The sequence below is a fragment of the Paenarthrobacter nitroguajacolicus genome, from assembly GCF_007786235.1.
Taxonomy (GTDB): domain Bacteria; phylum Actinomycetota; class Actinomycetes; order Actinomycetales; family Micrococcaceae; genus Arthrobacter; species Arthrobacter nitroguajacolicus_A.
This window is the reverse complement of record NZ_VNFK01000005.1, coordinates 117,893-139,166: the sequence shown is the minus strand read 5'-3', so window position 1 is coordinate 139,166 and position 21,274 is coordinate 117,893. Positions and strand designations below refer to the sequence as shown.

The window sequence follows — 21,274 nt, the reverse complement described above, 5'->3', positions numbered from 1 at the left end:
GCCGCGATGATATTGATATCTATCGATGCATTGAGTATCGGTCAATAAATTGATGATTGTCAATATTCGATTTTTGAGGGACTACGCTGCGCGCAACCTGGGGGCCAAGTCGTTGACGCGGCGCGAGATGTCGGCGAAGGCATCCTCGAATGCTTTCTCATTGTCGAGGCGCACCGGGTCCGGAATGGACCAGTGGATGCCACGCAACCCCGGCAGTTCCTCATGGGCGTTATCGCAGACGGTAATCACCAGATCTTCATCACGCGCTACCTGGTCCAGCCGCTGGGGCTTGGAACCCCCAAGGTCCAGGCCATGGCGGAATGCAACGTCCACAGCCCCCGGCGCTACACGTTCTGCGGGATGGGTTCCGGCCGACGCCGACGGGATGTCACTGGCTGTTCGCCACAACGCAGTTGCCAGTTGGGAGCGAGCGCTGTTGCGTGTGCACACAAACAGGACCCGACGCGCGCCGTGCTGGTGCCCCGGAATGAGGCCTTCCAGCGCACCGGGCGCCAGTCGAACGTAGCTACGCCGCTTGTCAGCCTCCGAGCGATGCCGGACCGCGAGCCCCGCATCCTCCATGGACCGCAGGTGGTGCGACAGCAGATTTGCAGGCATGCCCAACTCCGACTGCAACTCCGTGGGGGACAGGTCTCCCAGGGTCAGCAGGTCCACGATGCGCAGACGCGCGGGATCGGCGAGGGCCGCATATTTGGCAGCCCTCTCCAAAAGGCTGGAGTTTTGCTCAATAGTCATTGATTCAATTTTGACTGAAGTAGTTTCATCGGTCAAGCTATTGGCATGACTTCACACCCGCCTCTCCTGTGGCGTCGCGCGCTCGCCGAAGCCTTGGGCACCTGCCTGCTGGTTGCCATCGTTGTCGGCTCCGGCATTGCAGCGCAGCAACTCTCCCCGAGTGACGTCGGCCTGCAATTGCTGCAGAACAGCACCGCCACCGTGCTGGGCTTGACGGTCCTCATAGTGATCTTCGGACCAGTCAGCGGGGCCCACTTCAACCCGGTCATCTCACTGGTTGACTGGGTCCTGGGGAGGCGGAACGGCAGTGGACTCTCGCCGACGGAACTTTGCACATATGTTGTGGCGCAGACTGCTGGGGCAATCGGCGGCAGTGTGCTCGCGAATACCATGTTTGAGGTTGGAACCTCGATCTCCGGCAAGGAACGCGCCACCCCCGGCCACCTGCTGGGTGAAGTTGTGGCAACAGCCGGACTGGTTCTCCTGGTCTTCTCCCTTGCTGCCACCAGGCGAGGCGCCCTGGCTGCCCCTGCCGTCGGCGCCTACATCGGTGCGGCGTATTGGTTCACGTCCTCGACGTCCTTCGCGAACCCGGCCGTGACCGTAGGACGCATCTTCAGCGACACGTTCGCTGGAATCGCCCCCAGCTCCACTCCGGGCTTTGTCCTGGCCCAACTGATGGGCGCGGCCCTTGGGCTCGGCCTTCTGCTGCTACTTTTCCCCATGGGCTCACAGGTCCCCGCGGGCTCACGGGCCGCTGACGATGTCGTCGCGCCCCGCGCTACGGACAAGCACGCGTGACCTACCCTTATACCCGGGGGTAAAGGGTAATTGAGGAAGTTGAACCAGTGGTCCGCGCAAATCTTTTACGGCGGATTGATCGCGGTCATCACGGCTGTCTTTGTGTGGATGGCCCACAGCGTATTGCTTGCGGCATCGCTGTTCTTTGCCCCGGCAGTCGTCTACGCGTTCCTTCTTTTCCGCGTAGTATCGCGCTCGGCTCGCGCGTCCACGGTCATGCACTTCGCTGTACTCCTGATCCTCTACTCTTTGCTGTCGATACAGGACCAGCTGGGAGTCCCGGTAGCCGCCGCATGGCTCCTGGGGTTCATCGCAGGAGCAATCGCCGGTGGGTACACATGGTCAGGGAAGCGCCCCGGCTCCGAAGTTCGCCGGAAGCGTGAACGCAACGGCGAGGGATTCACAGGGGGCTGGCACCTTGCGTTGATCAACGCTGCCTGCGCTGTCGTCCTGATGGGAATTGGCATCGCCCACCTCTCCCTTCAAACGCCGACGGCGCCAGTCGGCGCCGTGTTAGCGGGCGCCTTGATTGCTGGATGGGCTTTGTTCCGCTTTCCACCATCGCTTCGGACCAGGAACGTGCTCCTTTTGGTGATACCCGTGGAGTTCTTGCTACTGATTTTCGTGGGCGGCAATACCGGGCAGCAGGCCCTTCCGTTTGCGTGGGCGTACGGCACCCTCGCCGGCATCTTGCTGGGTGGGCGGCACTGGAGTGGCCCCAAGGTTGGCGAACCCAGACCACCGTTCAACGGGCAGGCCTTGCCGAAACGAAAAGTTAGAACCGTACGGCGCTCGCAGGACGAACTGAAAAAGCAGGGTGAGGTACCCACGGAGCGCCGTTGACCCGGCTGTTAGGCGCCCGCCTGTCCCGCGGGGCCAACGTCGTAGGCGGCCAGGCCGTCAACGCCGGAGCGGCTCTTGCAACGCCGGAGCGGATCCTGCAATGCTGGTGCGGCTCTTGCAACGCCGGTGCAGCTCTTGGTGATCCGGTAATAGGCACCCCCGTCAGCGCCTTGCATTTCAACTACGGGCCCAGCAGATCGCGGTGACCTCCAAGCTCATCAAGGGAACGCCCCACTCGCATGAATCTGAAAACAGTGGACGTGAACAACAATGACGGCCCACGCACCGGGTTAGTCGTCAAAACACTGGGCAAGAGAATCAGAACATGTGGTGATCCGGCCATTCTCCCGCAAGTGGGTCATCATTTCGCGCCCCATGCTTCACCCTGTCTCAGGGGGCGGTAGGCGCAATAATGGGAGCGCCCTTCCCGTCGACGCGGAAGTCCTCAATGACTTTGCCGGTGGCCGTTTCGATGATGACCACCGAATTCCTAGGCCATGCTGGATCGGGGACTACCTCGAAGTCCACATCCGACACCAAGGTGACCAGCCCGGCGTCGTTCATGGATCTATTGAACGCGTCCACAACTTTGCCCGTGGCGGTGTTCACGGCCACAGTCTCCTGTGGCAGCCCTTGAGCACTCCCATTGACAGGAGTGGCATTCCACCAGCCTTCGTAACCGCCAACCGGTCGATCCTCTCCCGGCCCTTTGAACACGGACGCTTCCGCCTGCCCATGAGTTCCTGATTCCATGCTGACCACGGCTCCCCCAGCCAGGACCACGGCAGCAGCCATCATGCCTACGACAAGTTTCATATTTTTCCCCCTTGTAAGACGTGAGAGCAGGACGCTGCCACATCGGATTGACTCATAAAACCTTGCGGTGGCCGATGAACAAACAGCACCCAACAACAACGACGACGGTGATATCCCCATGGCAGGACCGTCCCGAAGATCCGCTTTCCACTGCTCCTCCCGGACGGCGCGGAGTGGCTCGGGAGTCAGTGCCACACAAAGAGCCAAGAGAATGCCCCGAACGTTCACCCTGCCCTCCAATGTCCGGCATTCATCGACGGCGACGGCCGAGACGCCAAGCGCACCCTCCCCCGCTGGGCTCTGACGTAGTCAAGCGCCAAGGGGCGCGCGTCGGCCATCAGCCGGTAGTAGCGCCGACGGGGTCCTTTGCGGTCCTCCGTTGTGTCCCATTCCCCCTGAACCCATCCCGCCGCCTCAAGTCGGTCCAGGATGGGATAGACAGTTCCGGGCTTCTTGCCGACATCCTTGACAATTTGCAACCCCCAGACTTTCTCCGCCGACAACAGAGCTTCAAGGACCAGCGCAGTGGCCGGCGTGACACGTCCCAGATTCTCCATGCACCAAATCTAGCTATATAGATTTAGAAGTCAAGCGGTCACCCCATGAAGCCACGCATCACGTACCGCGAGGAGGGAACTTTTCGGCGCGCATCGGACACTACTAGGTATGAACCACTTGGGGGATGAAGATGCTGCGCTATGGAAGAGGTGCGTTGAAGGTGATGCGGATGCGCTCGGATTGCTGTTTGACCGGCATTCGGACGCGGTCTTTCGATATTGCCTGAGTCGCACGGGGTCCTGGCACGATGCCGAAGAACTCGTCTCCGTCACGTTTCTGGAGGCGTGGCGTCAGCGTAGAAACTTGGCCTTGCAGCGGGATTCGCTGCTGCCGTGGTTGCTGGGCGTCGCAACCAACGCTGCACGAAACAGCGCACGGTCCATTCGCAGGTACGAACAATTCCTGGGACGACTCCCGCACTCGCCGTCCGTTCCGGACCACTCCACAGCAGCTGACGAGCGCCTGGACACCGAGCGGCAGGTAAGGGAACTGCTCGAGGGAACCACAGCACTCACCGGCGGTGAGCGGGATGTGTTGCTCTTGTGCGTGATGAACGGCTACAGCTACGAAGAGGCTGCCGCATCACTGGGTGTCCGTATTGGCACTGTCCGCTCCAGGGTGAATCGGGCCAAGAAGAAACTCCGGTCCGCCGCTCCGCACCTCCTCGTCGACGCCGCGGATACCCCCACAACCCTGGAATCGAGGTTGTCATGAACCTTTCAGACGTCCGCTATCCCGCAGACACTAAACAAGCTGTCCGAAATCTACTCCTTCAGGAAGCCCGCAAAGAGCCCAAACACGTCCCGTGGTGGCGGAAACCTGCCGCCCTGACTTTCGCTGGGCTTGCCCTCGCCGGCAGCACGGCGGCCGGAGTCTACGTCGCGCTGGCACCAGTGGACGACAAGCGGGAGATCCGCTGCTACTTCCGAGCAGACCTGACCACCGAGCACCCAATCGCCGGGTCTCCGGGTGACGTCTGGCCTCCCTACATGACCACCGGGATTATGCAGAGTGGGTTTGACGCGAAGAACAACCCCGCGCCGGAGGATCCCAACGCGGGGATGACACAGGTTACGGACCCCATTGCCAGCTGCGCGGCGCTCTGGGACACGAACGCCATGAACCCTGACGGAATCACCGAAGACCTGATTCCAAAAGAATTCGTCAGGCCGATCGAGGTTCAGGCACCCCAAACATGGTCTGGTGACCTGGATGCCGAAGGCAACCCGATGATTCCCTCGGGAACACTCGTTACTTCGGGCCACTATGTCCCTGAGCTCACTGAATGCGTGGTGGAGAACTCCGTTGCGGTCATCCCCGGCCCGGCTGAAGTATGCGCCAAACTCGGCATCCCTGCCCTCGAAAAATAGCCGAAACTGACGGAAAAAGGTATTGAAATGAACAAATCCACCACAGCACTGACGCTGGCCGCCCTTGTAGCTGCTGGCGGGATCTATCTGTCTTCGGCAACACTGACCAGCGCCTTTGCCACATCGGCAAGCCAAGCCAACATCAGTACCGCGTCCGCGGACGCGCCAGCCAACCCACCCACTTTTGTTGCCCTACCTCGATCCACATCACATCACCCGCCCCAGCCCGCACCGGTGTCAGTCGCGGTGGAAGACAGACGCGACATTCGCTGCTACTACAGGGCGGATCTCACCTCTGAGTACCAGGTTCCAGGATCGACTGAGTCGCCCAGGCCGCCTTTCGTACGAACCGGCATCGAGGAAGTCGGGTTCGATGCCAAGACCAATCCCACCTCCGCTGATCCCAACTCCGGGCTGTTGCAGGTCACTGATCCCATCAACCAGTGCAGCCGTGTGTGGGATGGCGGCATGATCCTGGAGGGAATCAACGACGAACTGGTGCCCGACGGTTTCGTCTCCCCTCCCCCGGGCGAACTGTCCGAGCGCACCTCCGTCCCGGGATCAGGCAAGGACCAGAACGGGAAACCACTTTACGACGATCCCAATATCAGGACCTTCGGGAACTTCATTCCTTTCCTCACCGCGTGCGTCGTGGACGGACGAGTAGCCGTCATCCCCGGCCCCGCCGATATCTGCAGTGGGCTGGGTGTTCCCTCGCTCGCCGCGTAGCACGCTGAGATATATTGATGAATGTCAATGTTCGGGCATAATAAATACATGACCGCACTGCCCACCCTCGAGCCCGCCACGCCCCCGGACCGCTGCACCCCGACGGGCAGGCCGGCCTTGGGTGCCGAAGCAGCAAAGCGGAAGGCTTTGGTTTTCAAGGCCCTCGCTGATCCCAACCGGCTACGGCTCCTCTCCATCGTCAAGGCGGAACCCTCCGGCGAATCGTGTGTCTGCGACCTCACGGAACCTCTGGGACTGGGCCAGCCCACCGTGTCGCACCACCTGAAAATCCTTGTTGACGCAGGGCTGCTGCACCGGGAGAAGCGCGGAACGTGGGCCTACTACTCCTTGGTTCCCGGAGCCCTGGATGATGTAGCCGCCATCCTGGCCAAGCTGTGACGGTGTCGCTCAGGGGCATGCGGCCTGGGGATTGGCCGGCCGTGAGGGAGATCTTCCAGGAAGGCATCGACACCGGCTACGCCACCTTCGAGACAAAAGCCCCGGAATGGGATGCCTTCAACAACTCCAGGCTTCCGGACCATCGTCTGGTGGCGGTCGACGAAACAGGCCGTATCCTGGGCTGGACTGCCGTCTCCCCGGTTTCCTCGCGTCCGGCCTACGCGGGCGTGGTTGAGCATTCCATCTACGTTGCCGGTGCAGCGCGAGGACAAGGCATCGGCGCCCGGCTCCTGAAAGCCCTCGCTGCCTCTACCGAGAAAAAGGGAATTTGGACCATCCAGTCCAGCGTTTTCCCCGAAAACGAGGCCAGCATCCGGTTGCACCGGGCCCACGGCTTCGCAATCGTCGGGCGGCGGGACCGTATTGCTCGCGTGAGCATCGGACCCGCCGCCGGACAGTGGCGCGACACCCTGCTGCTGGAGCGCCGCTCGCCCATCATTGATTGACGGCCTACCGCCCCACTGAGGCCTCTTCCTCCTCGCGCGGCCCGACCGAGCCGGTGGACGACTCACGCGCCAGCTTCCCCGGCCACCAGATCTTGCTGCCGATGTCGTAGGCGAGCGCTGGGACCAGTAGGGAGCGCACCAAGACGGTATCCAGCAGCACTCCGAACGCCACAATGAACGCCAGCTGCACCAGGAACATGATGGGGATGACGCCCAAGGCAGCGAACGTGGCGGCAAGCACCACGCCTGCGGAGGTGATGACGCCGCCGGTGACAGCCAACCCGCGCAGGATTCCCGGACGTGTCCCGTGCTTCAAGGATTCTTCCCGCACACGGCTCATGAGGAAGATGTTGTAATCCACACCGAGCGCCACCAGGAACACGAATCCGAACAGCGGCACGGTGGCGTCAGCCCCGGAGAATCCGAAGACCCCGTTGAACACCCACGCTGAGACACCCATCGCTGCCCCATAGGACAGGACCACGGACAACACCAGCAGTACCGGAGCCACCACCGATCGCAGCAGGAGCATCAGGATGAACAGGATGACCACCAGCACAATCGGGATGATGACCACCAAGTCGCGCTGCGCAGTGGTGTTCGTGTCCAGCGCAGTGGCCGTCACTCCACCCACCAACGCCGCGGAATCCACGTCACGTACTGCCTCCCGCAGCGACTTCACTGCTTCCTCTGCCTCGATCGAGTCAGCCGCAGAGTTCAGCGTCGCGTTAATCAGGACCTTGCCGTCGCGGACTGCCGGATCAGCAGGAGTGCCCGGAGCGCCGGTGATGGGTACATTCCCTTCAGCCAGCAGGTAGGCCTCACCCACGCCGTCGGCCGCTTTGACCTTGTCCAGGACCTGCTGCGCGGCACCTTGGGAGGCGACCACGACGGCGGGGCTGCCGCTGCCGGCGTCAAAGTGGCGCGCCAGCGCGTCCTGGCCGTCAACGGCGTCCGATTGAGACAAGATGACATCCGTTTGCGGGACGCCGTTGGCCTTCAACTGCAGGATGCCGGTGGACGCCACCAACAGCAGCAGGACGGAAGCGACCCACACAACCCGGGGCCGCTTGGAGACCAGGCGACCCGTGGCGCGCCACAGACCCTTTTGCCCCTCAAGTCCAGTAACAATCTCGGGTTCGCGTTCGTCGTCGGGCAGCAGCTTGGGGCGGAACGGCCAGAAGGCGGCGCGGCCCAGTAACGCCATCAGCGCGGGCAGAAGCGTGAGCGCGGCGAACAGCGAGCAGAGGATGCCAGCAGCCGCGACGGGACCGAGCGCCTTGTTGGAGTTCAGGTCGGAGAAAAGCAGGCAGAGCAGGGCGATGATCACGGTCGCACCTGAGGCGAGGATCGGTTCGAACGACGCCTTCCAGGCGGTGATAACGGCCTGGGTGCGGTTGGTGGTGTGGGTCAGCGCCTCACGGAACCGCGCCACGTACAGCAGCGCGTAGTCGGTCGCCGCACCAATGACCAGGATGGAGAGGATGCCTTGGCTTTGGCCATTGAGCTGGATCCAGCCCATCTTGGCCATACCAAAGACCAGCAAAATGGCGGCGCAGAGAGCAAACACCGAGGTGAACAGCACTGCGATAGGCAGCACCACCGAACGGTAAACCAGCAGCAGGATCACGAACACGGCACCCAAGGCAACCAGCAACAGGATGCCGTCGATGCCGCCGAACGCATTGACCAGGTCGGCGGTCAGGCCAGCGGGACCCGTCACGAACGCCTGCATGCCATCGGGGGCGCCGGGCTGGACCACGTCCCGCAGCTCCTGGACTTTCTCGCGCAGCTCATCGGAGGACGCCATGGGAACGATGAACTGGACGGCTTTGCCGTCTTCGGACGGGATGGGCCCGACGACGGCGCTCCCCAGCTTGAGTGCCTCAATGTCGGCTTTCAACTGGGCTGCTTCGCCCAGCTGCGCCTGGGTAAAGGCGGCGTCGTTCTCCACGACCACCACCGCCGGAATCTCGTCGGAATCCCGGAACTTGGCCTGCCAGTCGCCCGCCTCAGTGGCTTCGGCGCCAGCGGGGAGGAAGGAGGCCTGGTCATTCGAGGAGACTTCCTCCAGGCGCCCAAATGTTGGGCCACCGACGCCCGCGATGCCCAGCCAGGTGATGACCAGCACCACGGGTATCAGCCAGCGCAGCCAGAACGGTACCTTCTGCGAGTTCATGAGTCCTTCTTCTCCGTGGATGTGTGAGGGCTTTATTCCACCATAGATTATCTCTATCATGGAACTAATCCAAGGCCGGATCCGTACAGATGCCGGATTCCCGGACCGCTGGGAGTAATATCCGGAAGGCAGTAACCACAAGACAACGCTGGCAGGAGGGCGGACATGTCGGAGCCAACAAACCCCCGCCCCAAGGCGAACCACCCTGAAACAGGCCGTCCCGAAAACGCCGCTCCGCAGGAATTGGTGCGGCTCCTCCAGGACTTCACCCTCGAAGCCAACCACTACGTGGACGCCGCGGGCGGCCGGAATGACATGCACCGGACGGATCTCAACGCGCTCGCCGTCATCATGCGCCACTCCGCAGCGGGCAAGGTGGTGACACCAGGCGTGCTCCGCAGCGAACTCAGGCTTAGCTCCCCTGCCACCACGGCATTGGTCGATCGGCTGCACGCTTCCGGACACGTGGTCCGCGAGCGCCTCGGTACGGACCGGCGCCAGGTCCAACTGCACATGACGCCCAAGGCCTTCCGGGACGGCAGCGCCATGTTCATGCCGCTCGCCATCCGCATGGGCAAGGCGATGGCCGCTTACAGTGCCGAGGAACTGGAGCTCGTCACCCGGTTCATGACCGACATGGTGGAGGCCACCCTCGCCGCACGCGAGGAAGCGACCCAAGCTGACGGGACGCGTTCCACCTAATTCCACCTTCCAAGTTGTAGCGTTTCCCTATGAACGCGCAGCAGCCTGAAGATGTCTACACCCACGGGCACCACGAGTCGGTTGTCCGGGCCCACGCCTCACGGACGGTCGAGAATTCGGCCGCGTTTGTGATTCCCCATCTCACCGCCGGGACCTCAGTGCTCGACGTCGGGTGCGGACCTGGCAGCATCACCTGCGATTTCGCGGGGCTGGTGGCGCCGGCGCAGGTGATCGGCCTGGACCGGGCCGCGGATATCGTGGCTCAGGCAACCGAACTGGCCACCGAGCGTGGCGTGGACAACGTGACCTTCCAGACTGGCAACATCTACGATCTCGACTTCGAGGATGAATCCTTCGACCTCGTCCACGCCCACCAGGTCCTGCAGCATTTGACCGACCCCGTGGCCGCACTCCGTGAGATGCGCCGCGTCGCCAAGCCCGGCGCAATCGTTGCTGTGCGCGACGCCGATTTCCACGGCATGAGCTGGTACCCGGAGGTCCCCGAGCTCGACGACTGGATGGAGCTGTACCAGAAGATCGCCCGCCGCAACGGAGCAGAACCCGACGCCGGGCGCCGCCTGGTTTCCTGGGCCCAGCAAGCAGGATTCACGCAAGTAGCGCCCACCAGCAGCAACTGGCTCTACGCAACCGCCCAGCAGCGCGCCTGGCAATCCCGGGTATGGAGCGAACGCGTGCTGCACTCAGCCTTCGCCGAGCAAGCCCTTGAGTATGGTTTCGCCAACGAGGCCGACCTCGCCCGGATCGCCGCGGGGTGGCATCGCTGGGGAGCCAGCGAGGACGGCTTCTTCCTCATTCCCAACGGAGAGGTCATTGCCCGTGCCTGAACAGCCCAGGCAGCGGGCCGCCGTCGTGCTTCTCAAAAAAAAGTTTGCCGAACCATGTAGAAAAAGCCGCAGCAGTTCCGACCCATGAGTGAAGGCGCCCACAAAGGGAGCCCCCTCACAAGGAGTTTGACATGAAATACATGATCATGATGTTCGGATCGGCCGAGGGCATGATGGAAACCGCCGACCCCGCCTGGATCCAGGAAATGATCGGGTTCATGATCCAGATCGACAAGGACCTGACAGAGTCGGGCGAGATGGTTTTCAATGCCGGCCTGGCCGATGGCAGCACAGCAAAGCTGGTGAAGCAGACCCCGGACGGCGTCATCACCACTGATGGTCCCTTCGCTGAGTCCAAGGAGTCGCTGGTGGGTTACTGGGTGGTGGATGTTGCCAGCGAGGAACGCGCCGTGGAGATCTGTTCAAGCATCGTGAAGTACGCACAGGTGGTGGAGCTCCGCGCCGTGCAGGAAGCTCCGCCGGAGGTCTGACTGGCATTCCCGGAGGGCACACGAATCGAGGACCTGCTGCGCACCTTGGCGCCGCAGGTCCTCGGCGTGCTGGCACGCACCTACGGCCAATTTGACGCATGCGAGGACGCCGTCCAGGAAGCACTTTTGGAAGCCGCCCTGCAGTGGCCGTCCGAGTTACCGCGCGACCCGAAAGCCTGGCTGATGGCGGTCGCGTCCCGCCGGCTGGTTGATTACTGGCGAAGCGAAAGCGCCCGACGCTCACGGGAGGAACGCGTTGCGGCCATGGAGTTTCAGCACAGCGCCGTCCCGGAAACAGACGACACCCTTATTCTCATGTTCCTCTGCTGCCACCCTGCACTATCGGCACCATCGCAACTCGCTTTAACGCTGCGCGCAGTTGGAGGACTCACGACGGCGGAAATCGCCTCTGCCTTCTTGGTCCCCGAGGCGACCATGGGCCAACGCATCAGCCGCGCGAAGCAAGGAATCCAAAAAGCCGGAGCCACCTTCAGCATGCCGCCAGCGTCCGAGCAGAAGGCAAGGCTCGGCGTCGTACTTCACGTCCTGTACCTGATCTTCAACGAAGGCTACGCAGCAAGCTCCGGCCCCTCCTTGCAGCGAGAGGACCTCACCACGGAGGCCATCCGACTGACGCGCATGGTGGTGGCTGCCGCGCCACGTGAGCTGGAGGCGGCCGGGCTGCTGGCGCTGATGCTGCTGACGGATTCCCGTCGTGCCGCCCGGGCGCTGGCGGACGGGATGCCGGTGCCGCTGGCTGAGCAGGATCGAAGTTTGTGGAATCGAGGGCAGATCGAGGAGGGCATCGCGCTGCTCTCTTCCGTCTTGGGACGTGGCGCGGCTGGGCCGTACCAACTTCAGGCCGCGATTGCCGCCGTGCATGCGGAAGCTGCGTCTGACGCCCAAACCGATTGGCCGCAGATCCTGGCCCTGTACACAGTTCTTGAGGCCGTCGCGCCCGGCCCTGTGGTGACGCTGAACCGGGCAGTTGCTGTCGCCATGGTGCACGGACCTGCTGCCGGGCTGGAGTTGTTGGCCGGGTTGGATTCCGCGCTGGCGCGGTCACACCGTTTGGACGCTGTGCGGGGCCACCTGCTGGAAATGGCGGGCCGGTATGTGGAGGCGCGCGCCGCGTACCTGGCCGCTGCGAAAAAGACGGCCAGTTTGCAGGAGCGGCGGTACTTGATGGGCAAAGTGGCGGGGCTGGACACCACATGAGCGCCTATAGTCGAACCCATGGAACAGCGCATACTTGGCAAGACCGGCCGATCCGTCTCCACCGTGGGCTTGGGCACATGGCAACTCGGCGCCGACTGGGGTGACGTCACCGAAGACGACGCCTTTGCCGTGCTGGATGCCTCAATAGAAGGCGGCGTCAATTTCTTCGACACCGCCGACGTCTACGGAGATGGGCGGAGCGAGGAATTCATCGGTCGCTTCCTCCGTGCCCATCCGGACCTCGACATCACGGTGGCCACCAAAATGGGGCGCCGCATGGACCAGGTTCCGGAGAACTACACGCTGGACAACTTCCGCGCCTGGACCGACCGCTCGCGCCGCAACCTGCAGCAGGACACCCTGGACCTCGTCCAACTGCACTGCCCTCCCACCGCCGTCTACAGCAACTCGGAGGTCTACGACGCACTGGATACCTTGGTCAGCGAAGGAGCCATCCGCAACTACGGCGTCAGCGTCGAGCGGACCGATGAGGCCCTCGAGGCCATCAAGCGCGGGAACACTGCCTCCGTGCAGATCATCCTCAACGCCTTCCGCCTCAAGCCCCTCGATGAGGTGCTGCCGGCAGCGAAGGAAGCCGGCGTAGGCATCATCGCGCGAGTGCCCCTGGCCTCCGGTTTGCTGTCCGGAAAGTACACGAAGGACACCGAGTTTCCCGCCGACGACCACCGGAACTACAACCGCGATGGATCTTCCTTCGACGTCGGCGAGACGTTCTCCGGCGTGGACTTCGCCACTGGCGTCAAGGCCGCCCAGGAGTTCAGCGCTTTGGTGCCCGACGGCGTCACCACCGTGCAAGCGGCCCTCGCCTGGGTCATCGCCCAGGATGGGGTCACTGCGGTGATCCCCGGCGCCCGGTCCGCGTCCCAGGCACGTGCCAACGCCGAAGCCGGGGAACTGCAGGCCGTCGGAGCTGGATTGGCCGACGAAGTCCGGGACATCTACGATCGTTTCTTCCGCGCAGCGATTCACCCGCGCTGGTAGGCGGCAGGCCGGCGTCGGGCGTTCTCCTGCTACCAACCGCCTCGCGTTGGCGTGTGACCCTTCCGGGCCTCTTCCGGCATGGCCATTTCTGCGCGCAGTCCCAGGAGCCGGATGGGGCGGTCGGGCTCGATCTTGGCAGTGAGGTCAAGGACCCGGGCCAAGACCTCTTCGCGATCAAAGGTCTCGGCGATCTTCCGTGCATACGTCTTGGTGAAGAACGGCACGTACCGGACTTTGAGGGTCAGCCCGATTACCGGGCGCCCCTCCGCTGCGACGTCTTCCAGGACGCGTGCGGTCAGCTCCCTGAGAGCGTTCTCGATTTGCCCGGCCTCGGTCAGGTCCTGCTGAAACGTTGTCTCACGGCCGTGCGCGCGGGCCACCCAGGGAGTGTCATCCACTTCGCTGGAACCTTCTCCGCGCCCTAATTGCGCATACCAAGGGCCCATCTTGGGGCCGAATTCCGGGACCAATTCCTGGGGATCCACCGCCGCGAGCTCAGCGACAGTGGTGATGTCATGCTTCGCCAACCGCTGGGACACTTTGGGCCCGACGCCCCACAACTCCCTGGTGGGCCTGTGGCCCATGACGTCAAGCCAGTTCTCTTTGGTGAGCCGGAAGATGCCTGCTGGTTTACCGAAGTCCGTCGCGTTCTTTGCCCGGACCAAGGTGTCGCCGATGCCCACGCTGCAGTGCAACTGCGTCTGCTCGAGGACGGCAGCCTGGATCTGCTTGGCATAGGTTTCTGCGTCCTCGGTCTCGACGCCTACAAAAGCTTCGTCCCACCCCAGTACCTGAACAGTGGCGCCGGGCTGCTCCCTGAGAGTAGCCATCACGACTTCCGAAGCCGCAAGGTAGGCTTCCTGGTCGACCGGCAGGATGATGGCGTCCGGCACTTTCCGCGCCGCGATGCGCAGCGGCATCCCTGAACCAACACCGAAGGCCCTTGCTTCGTAAGACGCCGTGGACACCACAGCACGTTCGGTGGGATCTCCCCTGCCGCCCACTATGACCGGTTTTCCGGCAAGCTCGGGCCGCCGGAGTATCTCGACAGCGGCAATGAACTGGTCCAGATCGACGTGCAGCACCCACGGGATTCCGCTCACGGCACCAGTGTGCCTCACCTGGCCCGCTGAGCTGTACCTTCACCACCTTCTTTGAACTTCCCCGGCCGGGAAATCAACCTATCCCGGGTGCATTCCTTGTCCCCCGCCGTCAAAGTGGGTGGCGAAGGCCCGCGTCCGGGGCACCCCCTTCACCGGCATAAGCTGAGGTGGTGCAGTTTTCACTTTGGCTGGCCCTGGTTGGCGCTGGCACCCTGATCAGTTTCACTCCCGGCGCCGGTGCAATTTTCACCATGAGCAACTCGCTCAATTCCGGCTTCCGACGCTCCATCTGGGGCATCCTCGGCCAACAGGTGGCCCTGGTCATCCACATCGTGATCGTCGCCTTGGGCGTGGGCGTGCTGGTGTCCAACTCGCCGGTGATCTTCAACGTCATCCGCTACGCCGGTGCGGCCTATTTGGTGTACCTGGGCATCCGGCAGTTCCTGCACAAGCCTGATCTGGACAAGGAAGAGGTTGCGAACAAGAAGAACGAGTCCGCCCTGTCCATGTTCCAGCGCGGTATCTGGGTGAACCTGCTGAACCCGAAGGCAATCGTCTTCTTCCTGGCCTTCATGCCGCAGTTCATCAGGCCGGACCAGCCGCTGCTTCAGCAATACGCGGTGCTGACCACCACGGTCATCATCATCGACATTATGGTGATGTGGTTCTTCTTCGCCCTCGCAGCCCGGTCCTTCCAACGGTTCACCCATGACCAAAAGGGCCAGAAAGTCCTCAACCGCGTCTTCGGCTGCTTGTTCGTCCTGGTCGGCATCCTGCTGGCGGTCATCCACTAACCCCGGTGCTACCGTCGAAGTCATGGAAGCTGACTGGATTGAGCACCGACGTGCGGACGACGGCGAACACGTGGGGTGGATGAAGCCGGTAAGCGACGGATTTGTCGCTATCGACATGCTGGGACGCCCACGCACAGATGTCGTGGACTGGTTCACCGCCGAGGAAACACTCGATGACCTCGGCCTGCGCTACCTCGCCGAACCCCACGAATTACTCCTCGACGACGGCGCTTGGCTGCGTGTTCGGATCGCCGAAGTGACGCCTGACGCGGTTCGGGTGAAGAAGGAAGACTGGGGAGACATGACGGCGCCTCAGGTCTATTTCACCGTGACGAACCCCATCTCAGAAGAGCAACTCCGCCCGCTGGCTCCGTAGTTCGCCATCTCGTGTGCGAGGCTTCACTCATGGAACCTTTGAAGTCGGAACGTCGGGTCATCGAGGCGGCTGAAGCGCTGGCCAAGACCCTCGGCCGCGACACGAACCATACCGTTGCTGCGGCCGCGATGGACACGAACGGCCGCATCTACGAGGCCGTCAATGTTCATCATTTCACCGGCGGCCCCTGTGCCGAGCTGGTCACGTTGGGTGTTGCGGCCGCTGCCCAGACGGGACCACTAGTAACGATGGCAGCGGCTGGAAGTGACGGCCGCGGGTTGATTCCACCGTGTGGTCGATGCCGCCAAGTGATGCTCGATTTGCACCCGGACATACTCATCGCTGTACCAACCGCGGTCGGTCCACAAATGCACTCAATACGGAAACTGCTTGCGGAATCGTATGTTCATCCAGAGGCCGACGCCGAGCGGATTTTCCGCTTCAACAAGCGCTACTACGATGCAATTGTGAGCGGCGTGAAGACTTCGTCGGTCCGATGGGACGAGCACCTGTCCGTTGGTCCTGCACTCTTCTACTTCGAGGACGATGACGCCCACAAACCGCTTCAGGGACAAATTCTTACGGTCCAGCGATATCGCCTCAGCGAACTGACCATCGAGCGGCTCCGTCTAAGGGAAGACGACACTGTCGAGAATTACGTTGACGACCTGCGAACCCACTATCCACTCATGCCTGACGACACCTTTGTTGACGTCGTGGACTTTCGCGTAGCTACGCCGTAGATCCCCGCACCACCAGCGTACTCTCCAGCGTCACGTGGGGCTCGTCCAAAGCAAGGCCCTCCATCAGACCCTTCAGCTGCTCCCCCGCCTTGCGTCCCAGCGGGGTTGCCGGCAGGTGCACCGTGGTGAGGCTGGGGTTGCTGGTGGCGGAGTATGGCAGGTCGTCGAAGCCAGCAACAGCCAACTCGTCGGGGATGCGGACACCCGCCACGCGCGCTTCCTGCAGCACGCCATAGGCGTGCGTATCGGTACCGCAGACGACGGCGGTCACACCTGCGCGCTGCCAGTCCGGCCAAGCGTCGGCGAAGGCGGCGGCAGCAGCACCGACGTCGATGGAGGTACTGATGACGTGCCCGTCAGCCACCGAAAGTCCGCAGCGGGAAGCTTCCTCCAGGAAGGCTTCCCGGCGCAACTGGAAGGTGGCGGTCCCAGTAACGCCATCCACGTAAGCGGCATGCGTGTGCCCGGACGCGGCCAGGTGCCGGGCCAACTCGCGGGCACCTTGCGCCACATCGAGGTTCACGGATGGCGCGTAGGACTCCAGCCCGGGCGCGTCCAACAACACCAAGGGTCCGGCTGCGGAAAGGTCTTCCAGAAATTGCGCGCTGGGGGCGCCCACCAACAGGCCGGCGGGACGGAGCGCCAACAATTTACGGACGTCGTCGGCCTGCGGTGATTCACCGGCATCAGTCACTGAAAGCAACAGTTGGTACTCGGGTCCCAAGGATTCCCTAACACCCGAGATCACGTTGGCGAAGAACGGGTTGGACACGTCCGGGGTGACCAGGATGACGATTGAGCTGACGCCGCGTGCCAGTGAACTGCCGATGCTGTCCACCACGTAGCCCAGTTCGGCGATCGCGGTGCGGACACGGGAGATGTTGTCGTCGGATACCCGCCCCTGCGTCTTGCCGTTGGCCACCAAGGAGACCGTCGCGGTGGAAACTCCGGCACGTGCGGCCACCATCGCAGCGGTGACGCGGGGCGCGCGGGCGTTGCGCCGATCCAGGGTATCCATGCATCGATCGTAGCGGGATTGTGCCGATCAGGCCCGCCGCATGGCATCAAGCGCTTGACGCGATCTACGTTAAGCGTTTGACGTAACCCATCAAGCAGTGCCAGAATTCCCCTGAATGCTTAGCGCCCTGCCCCGGGCAAGTTCCAGGCAGGCCCCAATGACGTGGAGAGAAACGTGGATCCCAACACCATGACACCGGCACGCAAGAAGATCATTCTTGACTGCGACCCTGGCCATGACGACGCAGTGGCATTGCTGCTGGCGCACGGCAACCCGGACATCGACCTGCTCGCCGTGACCACAGTGGTGGGCAACCAGACACTCGAGAAGGTCACCCGGAACGCCCTCTCCGTCGCCACGATTGCGGGCATCACCGGCGTTCCGTTCGCCGCTGGCTGCGACCGCCCCTTGGTCCGCACCATCGAAACCGCCCCCAGCATCCACGGCGACTCCGGCATGGACGGCCCGGAGCAGCCCGAGTCCGCCATCGAACTGGACCCGCGCCACGCCGTCGACCTCATCATTGAAACTGTCATGGCTCACGAGCCGGGCACCGTCACTTTGGTCCCCACGGCGGGCCTCACCAACATCGCCATGGCCGCCCGCAAGGAACCCCGCATCGTGGAGCGAGTCAAGGAAGTTGTCCTCATGGGTGGCGGTTACCACGTGGGCAACTGGAGCGCCGTGGCCGAGTTCAACATCATCATCGACCCCGAAGCCGCACACATCGTCTTCAATGAAAAGTGGCCCGTGGTGATGGTCGGCCTCGACCTCACGCACCAAGCACTGGCTACCGACGAGGTAGTGGACCGTATCGCGGCCATCGGCACCAAGCCGGCCAAGTTCGTCCTGGAACTGATGGAATTCTTCAAGAAGACCTATAAGGACGCCCAGGGCTTCGACTTCCCGCCGGTCCACGATCCCTGCGCCGTGGCCTACGTGATCGACCCCACCGTCATGACCACCCGCAAAGTTCCCGTAGACATCGAACTGCAGGGCAAGCTCACCCTCGGCATGACCGTGGCCGACTTCCGCGCGCCCGCGCCGGAGGACTGCCACACCTCGGTGGCTGTTGACCTGGACCACAAGAAGTTCTGGGATCTGGTCACCGACGCAATCGTGAGGATTGGCGAACCAACGCTCGACGCCGGCGCTAACCCCACCGCAGAGGCCATCCTGGCAGGAGAAGCCAAGTAATGTCGTCGCTCGCATCTGAAACCAAGTCCTCCCGCGGCAACGTCACCGCACTGATGGTTGCCCTGCTGGCAGCCTGCGTGGCATTCCAGCTCAACGCCTCCATGCTCAGCCCTGCCTTGGTCACCATGGGCAACGAACTCAACACGGATCAAGCCACCATCGGCCTTTCCCAGACCTGGTTCTTCACGGCTGCCGCCCTGTTCTCGCTCTTCCTTCCGCGCCTGAGCGACATCGTTGGCCGCAAGAAGATCCTGGTGGGCATGATGCTCCTCATGGCCGTCGGTTCCGTCATCGCCGCCATGGCCCCTGACGTCACGTGGCTCTTCGTGGGCCGCATCATCCAAGGTGTCAGCGGCCCCACGGTTCCGCTGTGTCTCATCATGCTTCGCTCCGCGGTCAGCAACCCGCGCAAATACGGCACCTTGATGGGCCTCATTACCGCAGTCAACGGCGGCGTGGCCGGTGTCGACTCGTTCGTGGGCGGTTACTTCGCTGAAAACTTCGGCTTCCGCAGCATCTTCTGGCTCATGGTCGCCCTGGCGCTGGTCGCCACGGTCCTCATCGCCATCCTGGCCGGCGAAAGCAAGCCCGCTGCCGGCACCACCATGGACTGGCTGGGTGTCTTCTTCATTGTGATCGCCGTGGGCGCACTGCTCACGGCACTGAACGAAGGCTCCAAGCTGGCCACGGCCTTCGACGCCGGCACCCTGACCCTGGCGATCGTACTCACGGTGGTTGCCGCCGTCGCGTTCTTTGCCTTCTGGACTGTTGAGAAGCGGGCCAAGCAGCCCATGGTGGAAACCGTGCACCTGCGCCAGCGCTCCACGTGGGCCCCGCTGCTGACCACCACCCTCACCATGACCGGCATCTTCGCGGTCATCAACGGCATCGTTCCGGCCTACGTCCAAGCAGCGGATCCGGGCTTCGGCGTTGGCCCCACGGAGATGTCCCTCATCATCCTCACCCCGTATGCGCTCCTGGGCTGGCTCTTCGGCCCGATCAGCGGCCGCCTTGCACCGGTCCTCGGCTACACCAAGGTCCTGCGTATCGGCTTGGTAGGCAGCCTTGTTGCACTGGCCATCATCGCGTTCTTCGGCCTCAACAGCCTGCCCATGATGATTGTGGGAACGGCCTTGCTGGGCATCATGTACGCCGGTACCGTCAACATCATGCTGAACGGACTCGGCGTGGTCCTCTCGCCGCAGGGCAACCCTGGCTTCCTGCCGGGCATGAACGCCGGCGCCTTCAACCTCGGTGCCGGGCTCAGCTTCCTGGTCCTTCCCGCGGTCCTCGTCGCCACGGCCTCGCTGAATGACGACAAAGCCTCCTACCTGACCGTTGTGGTGGTGGGGCTCGCCATCACCTTCGCAGCCTTCGCCGCTTCGCTCCTGATCCCCAAGCCGGTGGACGCAGAAGTGTCCGACAACGAGAAGGTGACCGCATGACCAACGCACCCAAGGCGGGAATCGTCGTCGTCGGCTCCCTCAACGCCGACCTCACCATCTACTGCGACCGCCTCCCGCAACCCGGTGAGACGGTCCACGGCGACGGCTTCGCGGTGAATCCCGGCGGCAAGAGCGCCAACCAGGCGGTGGCTGCCAGCAAGCTCGGTGGTCAGGTCAGCCTGATCGGCGCCGTGGGCAACGACCCCAATGGCACCATGCTCCTGGACTCGACGGCGAGCGCGGGGGTGGACGTTTCCCGCGTCCAGCGCTCCGATGCCTCCACCGGCGTAGCGGTCATTTCCGTGGACGCGAGCGGGGAGAACAGCATCATCATCTCGGCAGGGGCCAATGGGACGCTGAGGCCTTCCGACGTGGATGTCGCTGCTTTCGCCGACGCCGCTGTGGTCTGCCTCTGCCTGGAGGTGGGGATCGATACCGTGATTGCCGCCGCGCAAGCAGGGCACTACGCCGGAGCTGCAGTCTTGCTGAACCTCTCGCCCTACGCTGAGGTGCCGGAGGTTCTGGCCGGGTTGAGCGACGTGCTGCTGGTGAATGCGCACGAGGCTTCACTGTTCCTGGGCTCGGAGGCTGACATTCCCGACGCCGACGCAGAGGCCGAAGCCTGGGAGCCGGTCCGGAGCCAGTTCGCCGACCGGGGTTTGCGGCGCGTGCTGGTGACCCTCGGCTCCCAGGGTTCCGTGGTGCTCGATTCACAGGCCCGCGGTGCCGAGGATCAAATCACCCGCATCCCTCCGACGCGCGTCAACGCCGTGGATACTACCGGGGCCGGCGACGCCTTTACGGGTGCCGTGGCCGCGCGGCTGGCCGCTGGTGATTCCCTCGCGGCTGCCGCAGCGTTTGCCTCGGTGGCCGCAGCGTTGGCTGCCACGAAGAAGGGCACGCAGGCCGCGTACGCGAGCCGCGAAGAAGTCGAGGCTGCGCTGACGTCCTAACCGAGCGCGGCACCCAAGCAGGGGAAAGCACACGTTCTCATGAGCCCTCATTTGAGCATGTGCTGTCCCCTACTTGGGTTAAGCGGACTTACGGGCAGCGCGTTGGGCAGCGCGTTCCACGACCTTGCGACTCAGGACGCCGTGGCCGGCCATGAGCCGAGGGACCACAACGTAGACCGCCGCGGGGACCACCAGCGCAGTCAGCAGGAGTGCGCGCAGGACGGGGTGCCATGGTTCCATGATGGGACCGAGCAGCAGCATCCCCAGGGAAACGAGGGGGAAGATCGCTAGCCACGTGATGAGGGCACGCATGTGAACGGACGGCACCTTCGGGCGGGCCGGGGCCACGGCGGTGGACTCAGCAGGAATTTCAGACGATGCTTGGGCTGTCATGGCATTCTCCAACTAAACGGTTGCTTTTGGCTTGGAA

Annotated in this window: 25 protein-coding genes; 18 read left to right on the top strand and 7 right to left on the bottom strand. The window is 63.2% G+C overall.

Annotated features, from left to right (window positions below; all coding sequences use genetic code 11):
• Positions 1 to 81: 81 nt before the first annotated feature.
• Positions 82 to 756, bottom strand: coding sequence for an arsenate reductase/protein-tyrosine-phosphatase family protein (locus tag FQP90_RS08200; protein WP_144649241.1), 675 nt, complete (start codon positions 754 to 756; stop codon positions 82 to 84).
• A 45-nt stretch (positions 757 to 801) separates the two neighbouring features.
• Here FQP90_RS08200 and FQP90_RS08195 point away from each other — a divergent pair, with 45 nt between their 5' ends.
• Together FQP90_RS08195 and FQP90_RS08190 are read left to right on the top strand one after the other, a co-directional pair.
• Positions 802 to 1,557: an aquaporin gene (locus tag FQP90_RS08195; protein ID WP_144649240.1), complete on the top strand. Its 756-nt coding sequence runs from the start codon at positions 802 to 804 to the stop codon at positions 1,555 to 1,557.
• 30 nt (positions 1,558 to 1,587) lie between these two features.
• Positions 1,588 to 2,400, top strand: coding sequence for a hypothetical protein (locus FQP90_RS08190; protein WP_144649239.1), 813 nt, complete (start codon positions 1,588 to 1,590; stop codon positions 2,398 to 2,400).
• Between the two features lie 390 nt (positions 2,401 to 2,790).
• Here the strand turns inward: FQP90_RS08190 and FQP90_RS08185 are convergent, their stop codons facing one another.
• Positions 2,791 to 3,216, bottom strand: coding sequence for a hypothetical protein (locus tag FQP90_RS08185; protein ID WP_144649238.1), 426 nt, complete (start codon positions 3,214 to 3,216; stop codon positions 2,791 to 2,793).
• Between the two features lie 224 nt (positions 3,217 to 3,440).
• Positions 3,441 to 3,773, bottom strand: a complete 333-nt coding sequence (locus FQP90_RS08180) for a PadR family transcriptional regulator (protein WP_144649237.1) — start codon at positions 3,771 to 3,773, stop codon at positions 3,441 to 3,443.
• A 109-nt stretch (positions 3,774 to 3,882) separates the two neighbouring features.
• On the opposite strand from FQP90_RS08180, the gene FQP90_RS08175 reads away from it, so the two are divergent.
• The 5 genes from FQP90_RS08175 to FQP90_RS08155 are packed head-to-tail and all read left to right on the top strand — an operon-like array spanning position 3,883 to position 6,778.
• A complete protein-coding gene (locus tag FQP90_RS08175) occupies positions 3,883 to 4,488 on the top strand; it encodes an RNA polymerase sigma factor (RefSeq protein WP_144649236.1) in 606 nt (201 codons plus the stop codon).
• A complete protein-coding gene (locus tag FQP90_RS08170) occupies positions 4,485 to 5,144 on the top strand; it encodes a hypothetical protein (RefSeq protein WP_144649235.1) in 660 nt (219 codons plus the stop codon). The genes FQP90_RS08175 and FQP90_RS08170 overlap by 4 nt, the downstream gene beginning before the upstream one ends.
• A 27-nt stretch (positions 5,145 to 5,171) precedes the next feature.
• Positions 5,172 to 5,873, top strand: a complete 702-nt coding sequence (locus FQP90_RS08165; RefSeq protein WP_144649234.1) for a hypothetical protein — start codon at positions 5,172 to 5,174, stop codon at positions 5,871 to 5,873.
• Between the two features lie 48 nt (positions 5,874 to 5,921).
• A complete protein-coding gene (locus tag FQP90_RS08160; RefSeq protein WP_144649233.1) occupies positions 5,922 to 6,272 on the top strand; it encodes an ArsR/SmtB family transcription factor in 351 nt (116 codons plus the stop codon).
• Positions 6,269 to 6,778: a GNAT family N-acetyltransferase gene (locus FQP90_RS08155; RefSeq protein WP_144649232.1), complete on the top strand. Its 510-nt coding sequence runs from the start codon at positions 6,269 to 6,271 to the stop codon at positions 6,776 to 6,778. The genes FQP90_RS08160 and FQP90_RS08155 overlap by 4 nt, the downstream gene beginning before the upstream one ends.
• A gap of 4 nt (positions 6,779 to 6,782) precedes the next feature.
• Here the strand turns inward: FQP90_RS08155 and FQP90_RS08150 are convergent, their stop codons facing one another.
• The gene (locus tag FQP90_RS08150; protein WP_144649231.1) at positions 6,783 to 8,957 is read right to left on the bottom strand and encodes an MMPL family transporter; all 2,175 of its coding nucleotides are present in this window, start codon (positions 8,955 to 8,957) and stop codon (positions 6,783 to 6,785) included.
• Between the two features lie 165 nt (positions 8,958 to 9,122).
• Between FQP90_RS08150 and FQP90_RS08145 the strand changes: the two genes are divergently transcribed.
• The 5 genes from FQP90_RS08145 (at position 9,123) to FQP90_RS08125 (ending at position 13,215) form a co-directional block, all read left to right on the top strand.
• Positions 9,123 to 9,659 carry a MarR family winged helix-turn-helix transcriptional regulator gene (locus FQP90_RS08145; protein WP_144649230.1) on the top strand — a complete coding sequence of 179 codons (537 nt, stop codon included), beginning with the start codon at positions 9,123 to 9,125 and terminating at the stop codon, positions 9,657 to 9,659.
• 29 nt (positions 9,660 to 9,688) lie between these two features.
• Positions 9,689 to 10,504 carry a methyltransferase domain-containing protein gene (locus tag FQP90_RS08140; protein WP_144649229.1) on the top strand — a complete coding sequence of 272 codons (816 nt, stop codon included), beginning with the start codon at positions 9,689 to 9,691 and terminating at the stop codon, positions 10,502 to 10,504.
• Positions 10,505 to 10,635: 131 nt separating this feature from the next.
• The gene (locus FQP90_RS08135; protein ID WP_026543372.1) at positions 10,636 to 10,995 is read left to right on the top strand and encodes a YciI family protein; all 360 of its coding nucleotides are present in this window, start codon (positions 10,636 to 10,638) and stop codon (positions 10,993 to 10,995) included.
• 45 nt (positions 10,996 to 11,040) lie between these two features.
• A complete protein-coding gene (locus FQP90_RS08130; protein WP_144649228.1) occupies positions 11,041 to 12,213 on the top strand; it encodes an RNA polymerase sigma factor in 1,173 nt (390 codons plus the stop codon).
• A gap of 18 nt (positions 12,214 to 12,231) precedes the next feature.
• Positions 12,232 to 13,215: an aldo/keto reductase gene (locus FQP90_RS08125; protein ID WP_144649227.1), complete on the top strand. Its 984-nt coding sequence runs from the start codon at positions 12,232 to 12,234 to the stop codon at positions 13,213 to 13,215.
• Positions 13,216 to 13,244: 29 nt separating this feature from the next.
• Here the strand turns inward: FQP90_RS08125 and FQP90_RS08120 are convergent, their stop codons facing one another.
• Positions 13,245 to 14,300 carry a DNA polymerase IV gene (locus FQP90_RS08120; protein ID WP_144649492.1) on the bottom strand — a complete coding sequence of 352 codons (1,056 nt, stop codon included), beginning with the start codon at positions 14,298 to 14,300 and terminating at the stop codon, positions 13,245 to 13,247.
• 188 nt (positions 14,301 to 14,488) lie between these two features.
• On the opposite strand from FQP90_RS08120, the gene FQP90_RS08115 reads away from it, so the two are divergent.
• The 3 genes from FQP90_RS08115 to FQP90_RS08105 are packed head-to-tail and all read left to right on the top strand — an operon-like array spanning position 14,489 to position 16,231.
• On the top strand, positions 14,489 to 15,112 hold the full coding sequence (locus FQP90_RS08115; RefSeq protein WP_208759966.1) for a LysE family transporter: 624 nt from the start codon (positions 14,489 to 14,491) through the stop codon (positions 15,110 to 15,112).
• A gap of 22 nt (positions 15,113 to 15,134) precedes the next feature.
• Entirely contained in the window at positions 15,135 to 15,488 is a 354-nt protein-coding gene (locus FQP90_RS08110; RefSeq protein WP_144649225.1) for a hypothetical protein, read from the top strand.
• A 29-nt stretch (positions 15,489 to 15,517) separates the two neighbouring features.
• Positions 15,518 to 16,231 carry an ASCH domain-containing protein gene (locus FQP90_RS08105; RefSeq protein WP_144649224.1) on the top strand — a complete coding sequence of 238 codons (714 nt, stop codon included), beginning with the start codon at positions 15,518 to 15,520 and terminating at the stop codon, positions 16,229 to 16,231.
• On the opposite strand, the gene FQP90_RS08100 is transcribed toward FQP90_RS08105, so the two are convergent.
• The gene (locus FQP90_RS08100) at positions 16,221 to 17,249 is read right to left on the bottom strand and encodes a LacI family DNA-binding transcriptional regulator (protein ID WP_144649223.1); all 1,029 of its coding nucleotides are present in this window, start codon (positions 17,247 to 17,249) and stop codon (positions 16,221 to 16,223) included. The genes FQP90_RS08105 and FQP90_RS08100 overlap by 11 nt on opposite strands.
• Before the next feature lie 189 nt (positions 17,250 to 17,438).
• On the opposite strand from FQP90_RS08100, the gene uriH reads away from it, so the two are divergent.
• The 3 genes from uriH to FQP90_RS08085 are packed head-to-tail and all read left to right on the top strand — an operon-like array spanning position 17,439 to position 20,844.
• Positions 17,439 to 18,446 (top strand): uridine-preferring nucleoside hydrolase UriH, encoded by a 1,008-nt coding sequence (gene uriH / locus FQP90_RS08095; RefSeq protein WP_144649490.1) that lies wholly within the window; start codon positions 17,439 to 17,441, stop codon positions 18,444 to 18,446.
• Entirely contained in the window at positions 18,446 to 19,891 is a 1,446-nt protein-coding gene (gene uriT / locus FQP90_RS08090) for a uridine transporter UriT (protein ID WP_144649222.1), read from the top strand. The genes uriH and uriT overlap by 1 nt, the downstream gene beginning before the upstream one ends.
• Positions 19,888 to 20,844: a ribokinase gene (locus tag FQP90_RS08085; protein ID WP_144649221.1), complete on the top strand. Its 957-nt coding sequence runs from the start codon at positions 19,888 to 19,890 to the stop codon at positions 20,842 to 20,844. The genes uriT and FQP90_RS08085 overlap by 4 nt, the downstream gene beginning before the upstream one ends.
• 78 nt (positions 20,845 to 20,922) lie before the next feature.
• On the opposite strand, the gene FQP90_RS08080 is transcribed toward FQP90_RS08085, so the two are convergent.
• A complete protein-coding gene (locus tag FQP90_RS08080) occupies positions 20,923 to 21,237 on the bottom strand; it encodes a hypothetical protein (protein ID WP_144649220.1) in 315 nt (104 codons plus the stop codon).
• Between the last annotated feature and the right edge of the window lie 37 nt (positions 21,238 to 21,274).

What these genes read in the sequence shown, in the direction of transcription:
- FQP90_RS08160 (WP_144649233.1), top strand. Translation starts at nt 5,922, where the DNA reads ATGACCGCACTGCCCACCCTCGAGCCCGCCACGCCCCCGGACCGCTGC.
- FQP90_RS08195 (WP_144649240.1), top strand. Translation starts at nt 802, where the DNA reads ATGACTTCACACCCGCCTCTCCTGTGGCGTCGCGCGCTCGCCGAAGCC.
- FQP90_RS08140 (WP_144649229.1), top strand. Translation starts at nt 9,689, where the DNA reads ATGAACGCGCAGCAGCCTGAAGATGTCTACACCCACGGGCACCACGAG.
- FQP90_RS08185 (WP_144649238.1), bottom strand. Translation starts at nt 3,216, where the DNA reads ATGAAACTTGTCGTAGGCATGATGGCTGCTGCCGTGGTCCTGGCTGGG.
- FQP90_RS08135 (WP_026543372.1), top strand. Translation starts at nt 10,636, where the DNA reads ATGAAATACATGATCATGATGTTCGGATCGGCCGAGGGCATGATGGAA.
- FQP90_RS08080 (WP_144649220.1), bottom strand. Translation starts at nt 21,237, where the DNA reads ATGACAGCCCAAGCATCGTCTGAAATTCCTGCTGAGTCCACCGCCGTG.
- FQP90_RS08175 (WP_144649236.1), top strand. Translation starts at nt 3,883, where the DNA reads ATGAACCACTTGGGGGATGAAGATGCTGCGCTATGGAAGAGGTGCGTT.
- FQP90_RS08170 (WP_144649235.1), top strand. Translation starts at nt 4,485, where the DNA reads ATGAACCTTTCAGACGTCCGCTATCCCGCAGACACTAAACAAGCTGTC.
- FQP90_RS08165 (WP_144649234.1), top strand. Translation starts at nt 5,172, where the DNA reads ATGAACAAATCCACCACAGCACTGACGCTGGCCGCCCTTGTAGCTGCT.
- uriH (WP_144649490.1), top strand. Translation starts at nt 17,439, where the DNA reads ATGACACCGGCACGCAAGAAGATCATTCTTGACTGCGACCCTGGCCAT.
- FQP90_RS08145 (WP_144649230.1), top strand. Translation starts at nt 9,123, where the DNA reads ATGTCGGAGCCAACAAACCCCCGCCCCAAGGCGAACCACCCTGAAACA.
- FQP90_RS08200 (WP_144649241.1), bottom strand. Translation starts at nt 756, where the DNA reads ATGACTATTGAGCAAAACTCCAGCCTTTTGGAGAGGGCTGCCAAATAT.
- FQP90_RS08180 (WP_144649237.1), bottom strand. Translation starts at nt 3,773, where the DNA reads ATGGAGAATCTGGGACGTGTCACGCCGGCCACTGCGCTGGTCCTTGAA.
- FQP90_RS08105 (WP_144649224.1), top strand. Translation starts at nt 15,518, where the DNA reads ATGGAACCTTTGAAGTCGGAACGTCGGGTCATCGAGGCGGCTGAAGCG.
- FQP90_RS08150 (WP_144649231.1), bottom strand. Translation starts at nt 8,957, where the DNA reads ATGAACTCGCAGAAGGTACCGTTCTGGCTGCGCTGGCTGATACCCGTG.
- FQP90_RS08085 (WP_144649221.1), top strand. Translation starts at nt 19,888, where the DNA reads ATGACCAACGCACCCAAGGCGGGAATCGTCGTCGTCGGCTCCCTCAAC.
- FQP90_RS08100 (WP_144649223.1), bottom strand. Translation starts at nt 17,249, where the DNA reads ATGGATACCCTGGATCGGCGCAACGCCCGCGCGCCCCGCGTCACCGCT.
- FQP90_RS08125 (WP_144649227.1), top strand. Translation starts at nt 12,232, where the DNA reads ATGGAACAGCGCATACTTGGCAAGACCGGCCGATCCGTCTCCACCGTG.
- uriT (WP_144649222.1), top strand. Translation starts at nt 18,446, where the DNA reads ATGTCGTCGCTCGCATCTGAAACCAAGTCCTCCCGCGGCAACGTCACC.
- FQP90_RS08110 (WP_144649225.1), top strand. Translation starts at nt 15,135, where the DNA reads ATGGAAGCTGACTGGATTGAGCACCGACGTGCGGACGACGGCGAACAC.